We start from the raw sequence: 16760 nt of genomic DNA, 5'->3' as shown, positions 1-16760 counted from the left end.
CCCGATGGACACCGGAGAAGCCCGGGCGCTGCGGGACGCCGTCCGGGCCCTGCTGACGCGCCGGTCGGGGCCGCCGGCGGTGCGCGCGGCGATGGAGTCGCCGCTGGGCTACGACGACAAGCTGTGGTCGACGCTCTGCGAGCAGATCGGGGTCGCCGCACTGGCGATCCCGGAACACTACGGCGGCGTGGGCGCCGGGCTCGCCGAGGCATGCGTCGTGCTGGCGGAACTCGGCCGGACGCTCACCCCCGCGCCGATGCTGGGCTCGGCCGTGCTGTGCGGCGAAGTGTTGCTCCGCTCCGGAAACGACGAAGCGTGCGAGCGGCTGCTGCCGGGCATCGCCGCGGGCACCACACTGGCGGCGCTGGCCTGGTCCGATGTGGACGGACAGTGGACGACGGCCCTGCGTGCGTCGGAGGCGGGCCTCGACGGCCGCGCCTGCTACGTCCTGGACGGCGACATCGCCGACGTCCTGCTCGCCGTGGCCCGCACGGACGACGGTGCCGGCCTGTTCGAGGTTCCCCTCGAAGGGGTACGCCGCTCGCGCGTGACGAGCCTCGACCCCGGCCGGCGCCTCGCGGTCGTCGAATGCGCTTCGACCCCGGCCCGCCGCCTCGACGCGGGCGGGTTCACCGAGCCGCTGCGGCACCTGCGCGACACGGCGACGATCGCTGTCGCCGCGGAGCAGGTGGGGGCGGCCGCGCGGGCATTGGAGCTGACGGTCGAATACACGAAGCAACGCCGTCAGTTCGGTCGCCCGATCGGGTCGTTCCAGGCGCTGAAGCACCGGATGGCCGACGTGCACGTCCACGTCGAAGCGGCCCGGTCCGCGCTGTACGCGGCCCTGGTGGACGGCGACCCCGAGGCCGTCGCGACCGCGAAGGTGGTGTGCGGCGAGGCGTTCGCCCACGCGGCCGCAGAAATGATCCAGCTGCACGGCGGCATCGCGATCACCTGGGAGCACGACGCCCACCTGTACTTCAAACGGGCCCACGGGACCGCGCTGCTCTTCGGCGGGCCCGACCTGCCGCTCAGCCCGTGAGCCGGGCGGCCGAGCCGGGCAGTTCGCGGTTCGCTTCGTCCAGGCCGCGGGCGACCAGCCGGCAGGCGGGGCAGCCGGCGACGTGCTCGGCGACGGCGTGGGCCTTGCGCGGCGGTAGGGCACCGCGGACCCAGGCACCCATCCGGCGGCGGGGTTCGCGGCAGCCCGGCTCGTCCGGCTCGGGCACCTGGACCTGCAGGTAGGCCTGCCGCAGCCCTTCCCTCGCCCGCATCGCCAGCGCCGCGACGCTGTTCGGCGACAGCCCGAGCGAGGGCGCCAGTTCCGTCGGGGTGCTGCCCTCGGCCTCGGTCCGCCACAGGACCGTCCGCCACCGGCCGGGCAGCGTGCAGTAGGCCAGCCACCCGAGCCGGGCGTTCGACCGGTGCAGGGCGAGTTCGTCGGCACCCCCGGCGGCCGCTTCGGGGACCGTGGCCCACAGTTCCACCCGGCTGCGCTGCTTGCTCCACCGGGACACCAGGTTGCGCATGGTCACCACGAGGTAGGGGCGCAGGTCGCCGTGCGGGCCGCCGCCGGTGCGCACGATCGTCAGCACCCTGGCGAACGTCTCGGCCACGAGGTCGTCGCGTTCGGCGGGCTGCCGCGCCCAGGCCCCGGCGAGCCGCCGGAGCGGCTCGAAGTGCCGCCGGAAGAGCCGTCCGGCGGCGTCGAGATCGCCCGCGCGCAGGGCGGCGAGCAGCACGGCGTCGGGCTCGTCGTCGGCTGGTTCCATGGCGGTCTCCCCGGGGTCAGGCACGCTCCGTGTGACCCCGGGTACCCCGAGCAACCGGGACAGCGACGTCCGGCATCGCCGGTCGGCCCGATCGGGTGAGCTCGTCAGACCGCGAACACCTGGGCATCGTCGGCGAAGGCCTTGAACTCCAGGGCGTTGCCCGCCGGGTCGAGCAGGAACATCGTCCACTGCTCACCGGGCTGGCCCGCGAAGCGGACGTACGGCTCGATCACGAACTCCGTGCCCGCCGCGCGCAGCCGGTCGGCGAGGGCCTGGAACCGCGGCACGGTCAGGATCAGCCCGAAGTGGGGCACCGGCACGTCGTGCCCGTCGACCGGGTTGTGGATGCGCCGCGGCCCGGCCGGGGCCAGGTGGGTGACGAACTGGTGGCCGTGCAGGTTCCAGTCGACCCACGTGTCCGCGCTGCGGCCCTGCTCGAGGCCGAGGACCTCACCGTAGAAGCGGCGGGCCGCAGTCAGGTCGTCCACCGGCATCGCCAGGTGGAAGCGGGGGATCGTCGGGGTCATCGGGCTCCCTTCGCCGAAGTCATGTCTGAATGTTAACATTACGACATGAGTGGCTCGCTCGTTCCCGCCCGGCGCCGTGGACTGGCCGACGAGGTCGCGGACCGGATCCGCGACGCGGTCTTCGACGGCGTCTACGCTCCCGGCAGCCAGCTGCGCGAGGTCGAGCTGGCGGAAGCGCTGGGCGTCAGCCGCGGGCCGGTGCGGGAGGCGCTGCTCCGGCTGGAGCGTGAAGGACTCGTCCGCAGCGAGTGGCACCGCGGCGCCACGGTGACCACCCTGTCCGACGAGGACGTCGCCGAGCTGGACAGCCTGCGGGCGGCCCTCGAGCAGCTGGCCGTCGAGCTGGTGGTCGAGCGCGCCGGCGACGAGGCACTGGCCGCGATCGACGCCGTGGTGCGGCGCATGGAACGCGCGCTCGACGAGCACGAAATGGTCCGGTGCGACCTCGAGTTCCACGACGCGGTCTACGCGGCCGCCGGGCACCGCCGGTTGCGTGAGGCCTGGCAGGCGATCCGCTCGCAGGTGCACCTGTTCCTGCTGACCCGGATCGGCGTCGCCACCGACGGCTACCTCGTGGGCATCCCCGCGGAACACCGCGAGCTCGTTACGGCCTTGCGCGCCCGCGACCGCGAGACGGCTCTCGCGCTGTTCGCCGAGCACCGCCGCCACGCGTTCGAAATCCTCAGTGGACGGACGGACTGACTCACAGCACCAGGTCCGCCGGCGTGCGGATCTCCTGAGCCTGGCTCGTAGATTCCAGGCCGGCCAAGGGGTCGGCGGCCGGCAGGTCGCCGAACGACAGGCCGGTCAGCTCGGCGATCCGGTGGACCGGGACCTGGTACGTGCGGTACGCGCCGTAGTCGAACCCGGCCGCGGTCTCCAAGCCCCGGATGAGTTCTTCCTGGCTCAGCAGGTACGCCGTCGCCGACAGGGTGCCGTCGGTCTTCACCATCGCCACCACCTTCCAGAACTGGCGGGGCAGCCGGACGCCGCGGTAGTGGTCGTCGTCGGCGGCCAGTACCGGGCCGGTCAGCACGCTGACCCGCAGGTCGTGGTTGTCGGCGTTGTTCAGCACGTAGTCTTCGAGCCCGGCCCAGGTGGTCTTGTTCTGGTTGAAGTCCTTGTGCTGCGGCGAGCAATTGGTGAAGTGGAACGTGTCGTCGTTGGCCAGCTGGGCGATCGGCTCCGTCCTGCCCCACGCCGGGTCGAGCCGGCGGACCAGGTGCCCGCGGTCGAGCGGGTTGTCGCGGTAGACCTCCTCGCCGATCTGCTCGGTCACCGCGACGCGCGGGTCGAGCGACCAGTGGTCGGCCTCGCGCCGCAACGACCGGCTGGTGCGTCCGTCGATGTTGACCGCGGTGAACATCGCCAGGCGCCGCTCCCGGTGCATGACGACGCTGAAGTGGTGGTACGGCAGGACGTACCGCGGCTCGCCGGTGGCCTGCCGGTTGATCGCCGCCAGCCCGGCGAGCGCGTCGGACAGGCCGGGCAGCGGCACGGCGTGCCCGGGCAGGAAGGCCGGGTCGTAGCCCGCCCGGTTCGCGTAGTCGGGGTCGATCCGGCCGGTGGCCGGTTCGGCGCGCAGCCGGATGTCGAACGGCATCGAGACCGTCAGCACCGGTGCGGCGCCGTCGGCGGCCGGGAGCGCGCGCTCGGGACGGGTGACCAGCCGGTCGAGCAGCGCCCGCTGGGCCGGCGCGAACGGCTGCGCCCGCAGGAACTTCAGCAGCTTGCTGACCCGGATGCCTTCGTTGAGGAAACCGCCGTACTCCGCGCGGCCCGTCGCCGGGACGCTGGCGTGGTGCAGTGCCACGATCTCCCACTGGTCGTTGAACACCGGTGAGCCGGACGACCCGGGTTCGGTGTCGGTTTCGTAGTGCAGGAATTCGTCGAGGACGTCGACGATCCGGTTTTCCCGCAGGGCGACCTGTTTCTTGCGGCCGCCGGGGTGCTGGACGATGGTGACGAAGTCGCCGATGATCGCCTTGCCCTCGCTGCCGATCAGCCGGTTGAAGCCGAAGGGGTGCAGTTCGTCGGTGGTCGCCTTCACCGCGACGAGCGCGAAATCGAGCGCCCGGTCGGCGGCGAAGAAGCGGTCCGGGTCGAGCGCGAAGGCCCGCACCGGCCGGGGGAGGCCGTCGATGCCGTCCTGGTAGTGGAATTCGATGACGCTGAACCCGGCGGCCGCCGCGTCCGGCAGCACGTGGTGGTTGGTCAGCAGCAGCTCCGGCGACACCAGCGAGCCCGTGCCGTAGCCGACCAGCCGGCCCTGGCCGTTGCGGATGTTCACCCGGCCGACGGCGGCCGACGCCGTGACGCCGCCCTCGAGGTAGCCGACGCCGAGCAGGTCGTTCGTGTGGACGATGCGTTCGAGGATCGCGCCGGCGGCCGTCATCGCCGCCGGGTCGCCCGCCGCGATCGCCGCCGGGCTCACCGGCCGGACGTCGGGGTAGTAGCGGCCGAGCCGGTCGAGCCGGGTGGCCACCCGGCTCGGCTCGTCGGCCTCGGCGATGCCGCCGGGCTTGCGCAGCAACGCGATCTTGGCCTGCCGCTCGCCGGTGCGCTCGGCGGCACGCGCGGCCGCGGCCTGCTCTTGCTCGGACTGCCGGTCCGTCTTGACGTCCACGATGCCTCCCGGCGGGCGGGGCGGAAACACCGCGTTAGTCGCCCGCCCGCCGACCGTGTTACACCATTTCCGGCGCGTCGCCGGGAATTCTTTTTCACCCCCGCCTTGCCGTGTTTTCGCGCGATCGGAGCTATTCCCGAAAATCCCGCACCGGAAGCACGATCGCCGACGCGTGCGCGGGGTCGTGGTGGACCTCCTGGTCCGCGGGGCGCAGCGTGACGGCGGTGGCGTGCGGCTCGCCCGTGCCGGGATTCCGGGCGTAGCGCGGGAAAGCGCCGCTGGAAACCTGGACCCGGATGCGGTGCCCGCGCCGGAACCGGTGCGCCGTCGGCCACAGCCGGACCGTGACGGCGGCCAGTTCGTCCGCCTCGCGCAGGCTGGTGAGGCCGTCGCAGACGTTGACCGAACGGCCGTCCGGGCCGACGTCGCAGAGCCGGACGAAGACGTCGGCGAACCGCAGGCTGGACCGGAACCAGATCTCCGCGCTGACGTCACCGATCACTTCGACGTCTTCGCCGAGCACGACCGTGGTGTAGGTGAGGACGTCGGCACGGGCTTCGAGCGCCGCGTTGTCCACCCGGCCCGCGTCCGGGGCCATCCGGACACCGCCGGCCGCCGGGGTGGGGTCGGCCGGGTCGTAGCGGTAGCGGTCCGGCACGGACCCGCCGGGGACGTCCGGGGCCAACGCGCCCCCGGCCTGCAGGTGGAACCGTTGCGGTGCATAGCCTTCCGGCGGCCACGAAGCGAAGTCGCGCCAGGCTTCCTCGCCCATGACGAACAGCCGGACCGGCGCGCGCTCCGGCGGTTCCTCGCCGCGGGCGTGCGCGAGCCCGAACTCGAGGGTCTCCCGGAGCGTTTCGCTCATGCTGCCGAGCAGGTCGGAGCGGCCGGCGTGGGTCCACGGCCCGACCGTGAGCCGGGGACGGCGGCCCGCCTCCTGCAGCGTGCGGAAGTCACGCAGCTGGCCGGGCAGGAAGATGTCGTACCAGCCGGCGACCGAGCTGACCGGCACGGTGACGTCGGCGACGCTGTTCCGGTGGTCGATCGCCGCCCAGCGCGGGCTGGTTTCCGGGTGGGCGATGACGTCCTGGATGTAGTCGGAGCGGTGGCCGATGGCGACGACGTCGGCCTGGGCGAGCGGCAGCGTGTTCAGCGCCTGCTCCAGCTTCTTCGCCTGACTACGTTGCCGGAGCAGCGCGAAGCGGCGCTCCTGGGTCGCGACCTGGACGCCCCAGCCGAACGGCGTTTCGAGCGAAAGGCCGTCCTCCCGCAGGAATTCCAGGGTCAGCCCGGACTCGGTGACCTGCGGGACCATCGCCTTGACCTGCGGGGGCAGGCGGTCGGCCACTGCCCACTGCACGTAACCCAGGTAGCTGGGACCGACGAGCACGATCGCGTCGCCGAACCACGGCTGCTTCACGATCCAGTCCAACGTCGCGAGGCCGTCCTCGCGCTCCTGTCGCAGTGGATCGAAGACGCCGCCTGAGCCGAAGCCACCGCGAGTGCTCTGGACCAGCACCTGGAAGCCGCGCTCGGCCAGGGGCCGCGCCAGGATCGCCCCGAGCGGGCCCCGGCGGCCGTAGGGCGTGCGCAGCACCGCGGTCGGCAGGCCCGCACCCCCGGCGCGCGGCGCCCAGTGGTCCGCCAGCAGTTCGGCGCCGTCGGGCATCGGGACCCGCAGGTCCCGCTGGACGACGAGGCGCCGGGTGGCCGGCGCGGGCAGCCTCAGCAGGCGTTCGACAAGACGGCTGATCATCGGCCGGCCTCCTTCGTGATCATCGCGGTGACGACCGAGCGCATCCGCAGCAGCCGGCCGGCGAACTCTTCCGGGTCGAGCGGGTCCGGCCCGTCGACGACCCACGTGTTGACGACCGCGCCGGCGCCGCCGGTCAGGAAGGTGGCCAGGTCCTCGATGCCTTCGGCGTCGAGACGGCCGCCGAGGGCGCGGCCGAGGTGCTCGCGGTTGACCGGGAGGAACAGCCCGGTCAGCGCCTTGTTGAGGGCGAACGCGGACGCCCCGGTCAGCAGCGGGCGGTAGAAGCGCCGGTACCGGGCGAAGTGCCGGCCCAGTGCCAGCAGCGACGCGTGCTCGCCGGTGGCCGACGCGAGGCCACCGAGCTCGCCGAGCAGTTCGCGCCGGACGAGGTCGAGCGCGGCCTCCAGCAGCAGCGTGTCGCGGTCGCCGAACTGCTGGTACAGCACCTGGCGGCTGACGTCGGCCGCCTCGGCGATCTCGGACACCGGGACGGCGGTGGAGTCCCGTTCGGACACGAGCTCGACCGCGGCCCGCATCAGCGCCGCGCGCGAGCGGCGCACCCGCCGGTCCTTCGCGGGTGCTTCGGTCGTCCAGTCGCCGTCCACGCCGTCGATAATGGACAGGTGTCAAGAAAATAGCAAGTGTTCGGTAAACCGCCCGCGGCGGCGGGATGCGATCATGCGGGCATGTCTTCGACCATGCGGGCCTTCGTGCTCACCGGGCCGGGCGAGTGCTCGGTGCAGGAGGTCCCCGTGCCCGAGGCCGTCGCGGGCGAGGTCGTCGTCGACGTCGAACGCGCCGGGGTGTGCGGTACCGACGTCGAGTTCTTCACCGGTGAGATGGCGTACCTCCACCAGGGACACTCGGCGTACCCGATGCGCCTCGGCCACGAGTGGGCGGGCACCGTCACGGCCGTGGGGGAGGGCGTGGACCCGGTCTGGCTCGGCCGCCGCGTCATGGGCGACACGATGCTCGGCGACCGGACGTGCCGCCGCTGCCGCAAGGGCCACCAGCACACCTGCGAGCAGCGCCAGGAGGTCGGCATCCGCGGCGGCCGGGCCGGCGCCCTGGCCGAACGCCTCGCCGTGCCCGCGTGGTCGCTGCACGCGCTGCCCGACGCGGTGGACGCGGTGCTCGGCGCCCTGGTCGAGCCCGGCGGCAATGCCCTGCGCGCGGCCCGCGCGGCCGGCGCCGGCCCGGGAGACCGGGCGCTGGTACTGGGGCCCGGCACGATCGGGCTCCTGACGGCGATGTTCCTGCGCGCGGCGGGCGCCGAGGTGCACGTGCTGGGCGTCGGTTCCCTCGAATTCGCCCGCGGTCTCGGGTTCGCGAACACGTGGACCCGGGAGACCCTGCCGGACCTGCCGTTCGACGCGGTCGTCGACGCCACCGGTGCGGCCGGCTCGCCCGCGCTGGCCGTGGAGCTGGTGGAGCCCGCGGGCCGGGTCGTCTACATCGGACTGTCCGGGCAGCCCAGCCGGGTGGACACCCGGGAGCTGGTGCTGAAGGACGTCACGGCGGTCGGAGTCCTGTCGGCGTCGCCGGGGCTGGCGGAGACGATCGCGGCGTACGCGAGCGGCGCTGTCGCCCCTCGGCCGCTCGTCGCGGCGACGGTGGGGCTGGGCGAGGCCGGCTCGGTGCTGGCGGGCGAGCGGATCGGCGGCGCGGGGCCGAAGGTCCACATCGACCCGCGCCGCTGATCCTTCAGAGCCGTTCGAAATCAGAGCCGTTCGAAATCAGAGCTGCTTGAAGAACGTCAGCAGTTCGGTGTTCACCACGTCCGGGCGTTCCATCTGGACCCAGTGCCCGGCGCCCGCGACATCGACGACGCCGCGCAGGTCGGCCGCGGCTTCGGCGATGCGGGTGCTGTCGGTGAACGCGCGGGTCAAGTCGCCGTCGCCGCACAGGTAGAACGCCGGGCGGGTGATCGGCGTGTCCCGCCACGCGGACAGGAGGTCCCAGTTGCGGTCGATGTTGCGGTACCAGTTGAGCCCGCCGGTGAACCCCGAGCGGCCGAACGACTCGACGGCGACGTCGATGTCCTCGTCGCTCAGCCAGGACGGCAGCTCGGCCGGCTCGGTGAACCGGTCGAGGAAGCCCTCGCCGTCCCGGACGACCGGGGCCTCCGCCGTGCCGCCGAGCAGCTTGCGGAACGTCGTGCGCAGGTTCGCGCCGAACTCGGCTTCGGCGACGCCGGGGCGCTGGAAGTAGAGCTGGTAGAAGCCGTCGCCGAACCGGCGGCGCAGCAGGCTCAGCGGCGGCGCCGGTGCCCGCAGGGCAGGCGGCACGCTGAGGCCGGCGACGCCGCGGACGACGTCCGGGCGCAGCAGCGCGGTGTGCCACGCGACGGGTGCGCCCCAGTCGTGGCCCACCACGATCGCCTCGCGCTCGCCGAGCGCGTGGATCAGCCCGACGACGTCGCCGGCGAGGTGCAGGAGCGTGTACTGGCTCGCGTCGGCGGGACTGTCCGTGCCGCCGTAGCCGCGCTGGTCGGGCGCCACGACGTGGTAGCCGGCGTCGGCCAGCGGCCCCATCTGGTGCCGCCACGAGTGGGACGTCTCCGGCCAGCCGTGGAGCAGCAGCACCAGCGGACCGGTGCCCTGCTCGGCGATGCGCATGCGGAGTCCGCCGGCCTCGACGGTCCGGTGCGTGAGCATTCGTGTCCCCTGTTCGCCGGTTGCGGTGTCCACTCCGGACCGTACGTCAGGGCACGCCGGGAGGCCCGCCCGGCTGCCGGGGCGAGGCGAGCGTCGTCGGCCGGGTGCGGCCGCGCAGGGTGACGTCGCCCGTCGCCGTCCACCGGGCCGCTTCGTCCGCGGCGGCGGATTCGACGGCCGTCCACGACGCGAGCAGGCGGCCGGGCGCGTTCTTGGCCAGCTCGGTCAGCCGGGCGGCTTCGTTGACCGGGTCGCCGATCACCGTGTACTCGAAGCGGCGCGGGTCGCCGACGTTCCCCGCGACCGCGTCCCCGGTCGCCACGCCGATGCCGGCCGGGCCGTCCGGCACCTCGGCGGCCAGCCGCCGGGCGATCGCGCGGCCGGCGGCCAGTGCGCAGGTGGCGTGGTCGCCGAGCGGTGCCGGCGCCCCGAACACGGCCAGGGCGGCGTCGCCGATGAACTTGTTGACCAGGCCGTGGTGCCGGTCGACCTCGTCGACCACCACCGCGAAGAACCGGTTGAGCAGGCCGACGACCTCCTCCGGCGGGCGGCTGGCGGCCAGCGCCGTCGACCCGACCAGGTCGACGAACAGCACCGACACCGTGCGGACCGTGCCGCCGAGCTCGGCCGACGTGCGCATGGCCTCGACCGCGACGTCGTGGCCGACGTGCCTGCCGAACAGGTCGCGCAGCCGTTCGCGTTCGGCCAGCCCGGCCGTCATGTCGTTGAACCCGGCCTGCAGCAGGCCCAGTTCGGAGCCGTCGTAGACCGGGATTTCGACGGTGAAGTCCCCGGCCCGGACGCGCGCGAGCGCGTCACGCACCGAGGAGAGCGGGTTGACCACCGAGCGGGCGGTGAAGACGGTGACCAGCAGCCCGAAGCAGAGCACGACCAGCCCGAGCGCGATCACCGACACGGCGAGCTTCGTCGTGGAGACGTCGCCGCGCACCCAGGCCAGCACCGCGGTGACGACCAGCCCGGCCACCGGCACTCCGGTGCCCAGGCACCAGAACAGCAGCATCCGCCGGTTGACGCCGCCGCTGACCGGCCGCGACGGCGCGGTGCCCGCCAGCGCCAGTGCCGCGTACGGCCGCAGGGCGAACTCGCCGAACAGGTAGGCGATCGCGCAGACGACGACCGCGGCGAAGGCGACGACGAGGAATTCGGTGAGCACGACCTCCGGCTGCACCAGCGCCGCAAGCCCGCCGAAGAGCAGCGTCGCGATGCCCCACAGCACGGCTTGGACGAACGTCAGCCGCAGCGGGACGCGCAGGCTCGCGGCGCGTTCGGCGTCGGTCGGACGGCGTCCGTCGGCCGCCCAGCGGAGGGTCCGGAGGGCACCACGCGTGCCCCACAGCGTGCCGGCGACGACAGCCGAAACGACGTACACGGGTACTGCGACCGCGGTGACGCGCACGAGTTCACCGGACATCCCCGGGGCCGGCATGAGCAGCGCGGCGAGCCCGACCACGACCAGCGCGCCGATCACGTTGGTGGCGATCAAAGCGGCCGTGAGCAGGCCTTGGACGCGTCGGCGCAACGCCGTGGCGTGCTGGTCGAGCGGCCCGAGCAGGCCGGAGCCGAACGGCTCCGCGGGGGAGCGTCCTGAGGTCACCATTTGAGTGTACGGTCGTTCACTGAACTTCCCGCAGACGGGTGCCGAGGTATGTGTTACGGTTGGTAACAGTGAACTCGAGTAACACCTGACGAGGAGGTCGGTCGTGACGAGCATCAGCGAATCGGGCGTGTCGGACCGGGAGATCGTGGCGCGGCGGCTGCTCGACTCGTCGGAGCAGCTGTCCTACGACCCGGTCAAGGAAGTCGACTGGGAGACGCCGCTGGACACGGATTACCACGGCGCGAGTCCGGAGTGGAGCACCCTCTACGGCACCTCCTACTGGGCCGACATGACTCCCGGGCAGCAGCGCGAACTGACCCGCCAGGAGGCGGCGTCGGTGGCCAGCACCGGGATCTGGTTCGAAATGATCCTGCAGCAGATGGTGTTGCGCGACTTCTACGCCAAGGACCCCACCGATCCGGCGTTCCAGTGGGCGCTGACCGAGATCGCCGACGAATGCCGTCACTCGATCATGTTCGCCCGCGGTGCGGCGAAGCTGCGGGCGCCCGCCTACCGGCCGCGCCGGTTCGTCGTCGAACTGGGCCGGGTCTTCAAGGCCACCGCGACCGGAGAGGCCGCCTACGCGGCGATCCTCGTCGCCGAAGAGGTCCTCGACGTCATGCAGCGCGACTGGATGCGCGACGAGCGGGTGGTCCCGTTCGTGCGCACCATCAACAACATCCACGTCGTGGAGGAGTCGCGGCACATGAAGTTCGCCCGCGAAGAGACCCGCGAGCGGCTCGAGGGCGCCGGGTGGCTGCGGCGGCAGATCAACGGCCTGGTCGTCGCGATCGCGTCGTACTTCATCGTCACGAGCATGGTGAACGGCAAGGTGTACGAGAACGCCGGGCTCGACGGCAAGCGGGCGCGGCGCGAGGCGAAGGCGAACGAACACCACAAGTCGATGCTGCGGTCCAGCTGTTCCGGGCTGATGGAGTTCCTGCACTCGGCGGGACTGCTGACCAAGCCGTCCCTGTGGTTCTACAAGCGTGCGAACCTGATCTGAGATGGCGTTCGCGATCACCCAGACCTGCTGCGCCGACGCGTCGTGCGTGTCGGTCTGCCCGGTCAACTGCATCCACCCGACGCCGGACGAACCCGAATTCGGGCACACCGACCTGCTCTACATCGACCCGGCCACCTGCATCGACTGCGGTGCCTGCGCCGATGCCTGCCCGGTCGACGCGATCTTCCCGGCCGGCGACCTGACCGGGCCGCTGCGGGCGTACGAAGAGATCAACGCGGAGTACTACGCGGGCCGGGACGTGCTGGCCGACGTCTCGGTGGCCCCGAACTTCCACCGGTGGGCGCCACCGTCGTTCGGGCGGGTGCTGCCGAGCGACTTCGCGCCCCTGGACGTCGCCGTCGTCGGCACCGGCCCGGCGGGGATGTACGCGGTGGAGGACCTGCTGCTGCACACGAACGCCCGCGTCACGCTCGTCGACCGCCTGCCGGTGGCCGGCGGCCTGATCCGCTTCGGCGTCGCGCCGGATCACCCGTCGACGAAGAAGATCGGCGAGACGTTCGCGCGGTTCCACGACCACCCGCGGCTCCGCCTGCGGCTCGGCGTGGCGGCCGGTCCCGAACTGGCCGGCCGGCACGACGCGGTGATCTACGCGGTCGGGGCCACGGAAGCCCGGCGCCTCGGCGTCCCGGGCGAGGACCTGCCCGGGAGTTTGCCCGCCGCGACGGTGGTCGGCTGGTACAACGGCCACCCGGACGTCGAGCCGGACGCCGTCGACCTGTCGGCCGAGCGCGTGGTCGTCGTGGGCACCGGCAACGTCGCACTGGACATCGCCCGCATCCTCACGGCGGACCCGGAGGCACTGGCGGCGACGTCGATCGCCCCGGACGCGCTGGCGCGGTTGCGGTCGGCCAAGGTCCGCGAGGTGGTGCTGCTGGCCCGCCGCGGCCCGGAGACGCCGGCCTACACGCGCCCGGAGCTCCTGGCGCTGGCGGCCCGCGGCGGGTTGGTCGTGGACGCGCACGACCCGCGCATCCCGGCGGCCATCGACGGCGCGGAGCCGGGGGAGAAGGCCGCGTGGCTGCGGGGCGTGCCGCGGGAGCGGGTGGACTGGTCGGTCCCGCCGCCGGAGGGACGTCGCATCGTGCTGCGGTTCCACTCCGCGCCGGTGGCCTTCGGCGGCGACACGGAGGTCCGCGCGGTGGTGACGTCGGGCCCCGAGGGCGACGTCGAGATCGCGACGGGCCGGGTGGTCCGGGCGGCGGGGTTCCGCGGGGTGCCGGTGCCGGGTCTGCCGTTCGACGAGGAATCGGGGACGGTGCCGAACGAGGCGGGCCGGGTCCCCGGGCGGCCGGGGGTGTACGTGGCCGGGTGGATCAAGCGCGGGCCGTCGGGCGGCATCGGCGCGAACAAGGCCTGCGCGCGCGAGACGGTCGGGACGTTGCTGGCGGACGCGGTGGCCGGACGGCTGCCGGTGCGGCGCAGGCGAACGAGGTTGCTCGGCCGCGCCTGAGCCGCCGGGCGCAGCGCCGCACTTTCATGGGGAAAGTGCGGCGCTGCGCGGCCGCTACCGGCACCAGTGCGGGCCGGTCGTCCAGCCCAGCAGCCGTCGTCCGCCGTCCGGCATCGTGCCGTCCGCCGGGAACCTCGCGCCCGCCACCACCGCGGCCAGGCCGGTCACCGCCGGGCCGAACCGCTCGGCCAGGCCCGCCTCGGTCACCAGCTCACGCAGGCGGGCCACCGCGGCCCGCTGGTCTTCCTCCCCGCAGAAACTCAGGAAGAAGATCGCCTGCCGCCAGGCGTACGCGACGTTCTTGATCAGCTGCCGCTTGCCGTGGCGCTGCCCGGCCAGCCGGCGCACCACCCAGGTGAACACCTGCCCGGCCTGCGCGGGACCCGACTCGCGCAGCCGCGGCCCCAGGCCGAGCGTCTCCGTCAGCACCGCCAGGTTGTGCGTCGTGAGGATCTGGCTCTGCTCGATCACCATCCCGTTGCCCGCCACCGAGCGGCGCCGACGGCCCGCCCGGGCCTCGCACACCGCCGCGAAGCCGTCCGCCGTCCGCCACCGGAGCCGGCGCGGGGGTGCCGCCCACTGCTGCTCGTCCGGCAGGTCGTAGTACCGGGCGTACAGCGTGCCCGCCAGGACGCGGCTGGTGGCCGCCGCCGCCGTGCGCCACTTCTCCGTGAAGGTGCCCACGAAGATGTCGGCCGCCAGCTCCTCCAGCAGCGGCATCGGCAGCCCCGCCTGCCCGGCCAGCGCGCCGAGTTCGCGCACCAGCGGGTTCGGCAGGATCGCCTGCGGGAACGCGCCGAGAGCCAGCAGCACCGTCTGCGTCAGCGCCTGCCGTGCCGCACCGGCGACGTCGGGACGCCGGGCCCGGAACGGCTCCAGCACGCGGATCCACGGCAGCTCCTCCAGCCGGACCTGGTGCTGGAGGTCGAGCAGCAGCAGCCCGCGACGACGGCGGAAGGCCGCGTACGTCTGGGCGTACAGCGCCGCCAGCCGCTCGTCCTCGAGGTTCGCCGCCATCAGCTGCGCGGTGATCTGCGGCAGCACCGCCGCCAGGACCTCGCCCGAGGCGATCACGCCCCGCTCGACGAGCTCTTCGACCGGCGCCTCCACCGCGCGGGCCACCTTCGCCACCAGGTGCGGCGGGATGACCTCCGCCGGCTCGACGACCGGGTCGAGCGCGGGGAGACCCCCGTCGCCCGGGTAGGCGTCGAGCCGCCCGGCCAGGACGGCCGCGAGCTCGGCGTGCGTCGGCCGTGCGGCCACCGCCGCCTGGACCGCGCGCAGGGCGGCCCGCCGCTCGGAGCCCGGCTCGCCGTGCTTGGTGATCGTGTTGGCCAGCGCCCGGCGGATCCAGCCGACGTCGCGGCCGGTGAGCTGCACGCCGGCGAACTGGCACCTCGTCAGCGCCCGGTACAGCCGCGCGAAGTTGCCCTTCGGCTGCCGGTGGGACGTCGACGCGTGGTGCCGCGCGCAGGCCGTCGCGTAGTCCGCGAGCCACCGCGCCCGCCGGGTACCCCACCCGGCCGGCCACGTCCGGCACGGCCAGCCGCCGGTGACGCCGTCTTCGGTCAGCCGCGGCAGCTCGCCGTCGACCGTTTCCGCCCAGAGCGCGACCAGCCGGTCGTACAGCGGGTGCCAGACGCGCAGCGTTTCCAGCATCTCCGCGATCGCGGGCCTGGTCGTCGCCGACCGCAGCGTTTCGCGGACCTCGCCGACCGTGGCCAGCCGCACCAGCGCGCCGGGCGGCCGCGGTGCCGCGCCGGGCAGCGGGGCCAGGCGCAGCCGGTGCAGCAGCGGCCGCAGCTCGGCCACCAGGTCGAGGGCGGCCTCGGCGTGCCCGTTGCCGAGCAGCCACGCGACCACGGGCAGGGCGGCGTCCTCCGGCACCTCCACCCGGTAGGCCTCGGTGGCCAGCGCCGCGCGCAGGGCGGCGAGCCCGGCGTCGGTGAGGTACCCGAGGTTGACGCGCTCGCGGTCGGTGGTGCCCGGCGCACCCTCGGGCACGGCCGCGAGTTCCTCCGGGCGCACCGGAACCTCGGCGAGGTACCGGCCGGTGGCGAACCCGCCGTGCGCGACCTCGAGGGTCACCCACGCCGGGGTGTCCGCGACCGGGGTCCGCGAGCCGACCGTCAGCGACCCGTCGGCCATGCCGGCGAGCACCGCCTGCCACCGCCCGGCCTTGGCGTGGGCGCGGCGGCGGACCGCTTCGTCCTCTGTGGACGAAGCGGTGTCCAGTGCCCGTTCGAGCTGTCCGTAGGCGTAGCCGGGCGACGCCTTCTGTGCCATGTGGACTCCCCCTGGTGCGAACGAGACTTGGAGGCAGGAATCGAACCTGCGCCTTCCCGGGTTACAGCCGGGTGTTCTGCCTGCTGAACTACTCCAAGCTGCGGGACATGGAGGCGGGACTCGAACCCGCGCCCCCCGGTCGAGCCGGGCGATCTGCCGCTGATCCACTCCATGGGCATTCCCGCAAAAGCACGGTACGCCGCAAAGGGGACGCCAAGCGAGCGACTTTCCGGCCGCGGGCCTTGTCCGGCCGAGCGGTGAACTCGCCGTCGCCGCCGGCCGCGGCTACGATGAACCCGAAACAAAGTCACATTCAGGTTGGGGATCGGATGACCTACGGCCGGGTCCGCCGGGTGCCGCGCCAGGCGCGCTCGCGGGACAAGGTGGCCAAGGTGCTCGCGGCCGCCGATCGCCTGCTCGGCGCGGAAGGCGTCGAAGCGCTGACGACGACCCGGGTCGCCGCCGAGGCCGGCGTCTCGGTGGGCACCCTGTACCAGTACCTGCCGGACCGCGACGCCATCGCCGAGGCCCTGGCCGAGGTCTACCTCACCCGCCTGGAAGAGCTGATGAACTCGTTCGCCGAGCGGGCGGCGCGGGAGACCTGGACCGATCCCGTCGGCCTGCTCGTCGACGCCTTCGCCGGGCTCTACCGCGCGGAGCCCGGGTTCCGCGCGCTGTGGTTCGGCCGCGGCCTCACCCACGGCACCCGGGAAGCCGACCTCGCGCACAAGCGCGTGATGGCCACCGGCGTGCACCGCATCCTCGTCGCGCAGCAGCTCCTGCGCGACGACTACGCGGCCGCGGTGGCGTGCCGCACGGCGTTCCTCGCCGCGGACGCCGTCATCCAGGAGGCGTTCCGGGGCGACGGCAACCCCGAACTCCTCGAGCCGGTCAAGGCGATGCTGCGGGCGTACCTCGGGCAGCAGCCCCGGCCGTAGTCCCCGTCCTCGGTGCAAGTCCCGCCATCCGTCCCTTGACGTGGCTCCGCGGGGCGTCGACAATTCAAACCTGGTCCCAAATGTTAACGCTAACAATCCTCCA

General features: G+C 73.3%; 14 protein-coding genes and 2 tRNA genes. 6 read left to right on the top strand and 10 right to left on the bottom strand.

The genetic code is table 11. The annotated features are described in order from the left end of the window. The first annotated feature begins 4 nt into the window (after nucleotides 1-4). Complete coding sequence (locus ACLJQE_RS11075; protein WP_410639181.1) at nucleotides 5-1042, top strand: acyl-CoA dehydrogenase family protein; 1038 nt, start codon at nucleotides 5-7, stop codon at nucleotides 1040-1042. On the opposite strand, the gene ACLJQE_RS11070 is transcribed toward ACLJQE_RS11075, so the two are convergent. Both ACLJQE_RS11070 and ACLJQE_RS11065 read right to left on the bottom strand, forming a co-directional pair. Continuing rightward, nucleotides 1032-1772 carry a sigma-70 family RNA polymerase sigma factor gene (locus tag ACLJQE_RS11070; RefSeq protein ID WP_410639054.1) on the bottom strand — a complete coding sequence of 247 codons (741 nt, stop codon included), beginning with the start codon at nucleotides 1770-1772 and terminating at the stop codon, nucleotides 1032-1034. The two genes, ACLJQE_RS11075 and ACLJQE_RS11070, sit on opposite strands and share 11 nt — an antisense overlap. A gap of 104 nt (nucleotides 1773-1876) precedes the next feature. Beyond that, nucleotides 1877-2299, bottom strand: coding sequence for a VOC family protein (locus tag ACLJQE_RS11065; protein ID WP_410639053.1), 423 nt, complete (start codon nucleotides 2297-2299; stop codon nucleotides 1877-1879). A gap of 45 nt (nucleotides 2300-2344) precedes the next feature. Here ACLJQE_RS11065 and ACLJQE_RS11060 point away from each other — a divergent pair, with 45 nt between their 5' ends. Next, entirely contained in the window at nucleotides 2345-3001 is a 657-nt protein-coding gene (locus tag ACLJQE_RS11060; protein ID WP_410639052.1) for a GntR family transcriptional regulator, read from the top strand. Nucleotide 3002: 1 nt separating this feature from the next. Here the strand turns inward: ACLJQE_RS11060 and ACLJQE_RS11055 are convergent, their stop codons facing one another. The 3 genes from ACLJQE_RS11055 to ACLJQE_RS11045 all read right to left on the bottom strand — a co-directional run bounded on the left by ACLJQE_RS11055 (nucleotide 3003) and on the right by ACLJQE_RS11045 (nucleotide 7286). After that, nucleotides 3003-4925 (bottom strand): DNA/RNA non-specific endonuclease, encoded by a 1923-nt coding sequence (locus tag ACLJQE_RS11055; RefSeq protein ID WP_410639051.1) that lies wholly within the window; start codon nucleotides 4923-4925, stop codon nucleotides 3003-3005. A 130-nt stretch (nucleotides 4926-5055) separates the two neighbouring features. After that, nucleotides 5056-6681 carry a CocE/NonD family hydrolase gene (locus tag ACLJQE_RS11050; protein WP_410639050.1) on the bottom strand — a complete coding sequence of 542 codons (1626 nt, stop codon included), beginning with the start codon at nucleotides 6679-6681 and terminating at the stop codon, nucleotides 5056-5058. Continuing rightward, nucleotides 6678-7286 carry a TetR/AcrR family transcriptional regulator gene (locus tag ACLJQE_RS11045; protein WP_410639049.1) on the bottom strand — a complete coding sequence of 203 codons (609 nt, stop codon included), beginning with the start codon at nucleotides 7284-7286 and terminating at the stop codon, nucleotides 6678-6680. The genes ACLJQE_RS11050 and ACLJQE_RS11045 overlap by 4 nt, the downstream gene beginning before the upstream one ends. A gap of 81 nt (nucleotides 7287-7367) precedes the next feature. On the opposite strand from ACLJQE_RS11045, the gene ACLJQE_RS11040 reads away from it, so the two are divergent. Further along, nucleotides 7368-8381, top strand: coding sequence for a zinc-dependent alcohol dehydrogenase (locus tag ACLJQE_RS11040; protein WP_410639048.1), 1014 nt, complete (start codon nucleotides 7368-7370; stop codon nucleotides 8379-8381). A gap of 36 nt (nucleotides 8382-8417) precedes the next feature. Here ACLJQE_RS11040 and ACLJQE_RS11035 read toward each other — a convergent pair whose 3' ends face one another. Next, nucleotides 8418-9338 (bottom strand): alpha/beta fold hydrolase, encoded by a 921-nt coding sequence (locus ACLJQE_RS11035; protein ID WP_410639047.1) that lies wholly within the window; start codon nucleotides 9336-9338, stop codon nucleotides 8418-8420. A gap of 46 nt (nucleotides 9339-9384) precedes the next feature. Then, complete coding sequence (locus tag ACLJQE_RS11030; RefSeq protein ID WP_410639046.1) at nucleotides 9385-10956, bottom strand: adenylate/guanylate cyclase domain-containing protein; 1572 nt, start codon at nucleotides 10954-10956, stop codon at nucleotides 9385-9387. Nucleotides 10957-11059: 103 nt separating this feature from the next. On the opposite strand from ACLJQE_RS11030, the gene ACLJQE_RS11025 reads away from it, so the two are divergent. Further along, entirely contained in the window at nucleotides 11060-11962 is a 903-nt protein-coding gene (locus ACLJQE_RS11025; protein WP_410639045.1) for an AurF N-oxygenase family protein, read from the top strand. Between the two features lies 1 nt (nucleotide 11963). After that, nucleotides 11964-13433 carry an FAD-dependent oxidoreductase gene (locus tag ACLJQE_RS11020; RefSeq protein ID WP_410639044.1) on the top strand — a complete coding sequence of 490 codons (1470 nt, stop codon included), beginning with the start codon at nucleotides 11964-11966 and terminating at the stop codon, nucleotides 13431-13433. Between the two features lie 54 nt (nucleotides 13434-13487). On the opposite strand, the gene ACLJQE_RS11015 is transcribed toward ACLJQE_RS11020, so the two are convergent. From ACLJQE_RS11015 to ACLJQE_RS11005, 3 genes are all read right to left on the bottom strand, one after another. Further along, nucleotides 13488-15719: a hypothetical protein gene (locus ACLJQE_RS11015; protein WP_410639043.1), complete on the bottom strand. Its 2232-nt coding sequence runs from the start codon at nucleotides 15717-15719 to the stop codon at nucleotides 13488-13490. Nucleotides 15720-15744: 25 nt separating this feature from the next. After that, nucleotides 15745-15817: transfer RNA gene (locus tag ACLJQE_RS11010), tRNA-Tyr, on the bottom strand. Nucleotides 15818-15824: 7 nt separating this feature from the next. Continuing rightward, a tRNA-Arg gene (locus tag ACLJQE_RS11005) sits at nucleotides 15825-15893 on the bottom strand. Between the two features lie 155 nt (nucleotides 15894-16048). On the opposite strand from ACLJQE_RS11005, the gene ACLJQE_RS11000 reads away from it, so the two are divergent. Next, nucleotides 16049-16657 carry a TetR/AcrR family transcriptional regulator gene (locus ACLJQE_RS11000; RefSeq protein WP_410639042.1) on the top strand — a complete coding sequence of 203 codons (609 nt, stop codon included), beginning with the start codon at nucleotides 16049-16051 and terminating at the stop codon, nucleotides 16655-16657. Nucleotides 16658-16760 lie beyond the last annotated feature (103 nt).

Source organism: Amycolatopsis sp. lyj-346, from assembly GCF_046548975.1.
Classification (GTDB): domain Bacteria; phylum Actinomycetota; class Actinomycetes; order Mycobacteriales; family Pseudonocardiaceae; genus Amycolatopsis.
Note: the sequence above shows the minus strand (reverse complement) of the source record. Positions and strands in the feature narration are given on the sequence as shown.

What these genes read in the sequence shown, in the direction of transcription:
- ACLJQE_RS11075 (WP_410639181.1), top strand. Translation starts at nt 5, where the DNA reads ATGGACACCGGAGAAGCCCGGGCGCTGCGGGACGCCGTCCGGGCCCTG.
- ACLJQE_RS11070 (WP_410639054.1), bottom strand. Translation starts at nt 1,772, where the DNA reads ATGGAACCAGCCGACGACGAGCCCGACGCCGTGCTGCTCGCCGCCCTG.
- ACLJQE_RS11065 (WP_410639053.1), bottom strand. Translation starts at nt 2,299, where the DNA reads ATGACCCCGACGATCCCCCGCTTCCACCTGGCGATGCCGGTGGACGAC.
- ACLJQE_RS11060 (WP_410639052.1), top strand. Translation starts at nt 2,345, where the DNA reads ATGAGTGGCTCGCTCGTTCCCGCCCGGCGCCGTGGACTGGCCGACGAG.
- ACLJQE_RS11050 (WP_410639050.1), bottom strand. Translation starts at nt 6,681, where the DNA reads ATGATCAGCCGTCTTGTCGAACGCCTGCTGAGGCTGCCCGCGCCGGCC.
- ACLJQE_RS11040 (WP_410639048.1), top strand. Translation starts at nt 7,368, where the DNA reads ATGTCTTCGACCATGCGGGCCTTCGTGCTCACCGGGCCGGGCGAGTGC.
- ACLJQE_RS11035 (WP_410639047.1), bottom strand. Translation starts at nt 9,338, where the DNA reads ATGCTCACGCACCGGACCGTCGAGGCCGGCGGACTCCGCATGCGCATC.
- ACLJQE_RS11030 (WP_410639046.1), bottom strand. Translation starts at nt 10,956, where the DNA reads ATGGTGACCTCAGGACGCTCCCCCGCGGAGCCGTTCGGCTCCGGCCTG.
- ACLJQE_RS11020 (WP_410639044.1), top strand. Translation starts at nt 11,964, where the DNA reads ATGGCGTTCGCGATCACCCAGACCTGCTGCGCCGACGCGTCGTGCGTG.
- ACLJQE_RS11015 (WP_410639043.1), bottom strand. Translation starts at nt 15,719, where the DNA reads ATGGCACAGAAGGCGTCGCCCGGCTACGCCTACGGACAGCTCGAACGG.
- ACLJQE_RS11000 (WP_410639042.1), top strand. Translation starts at nt 16,049, where the DNA reads ATGACCTACGGCCGGGTCCGCCGGGTGCCGCGCCAGGCGCGCTCGCGG.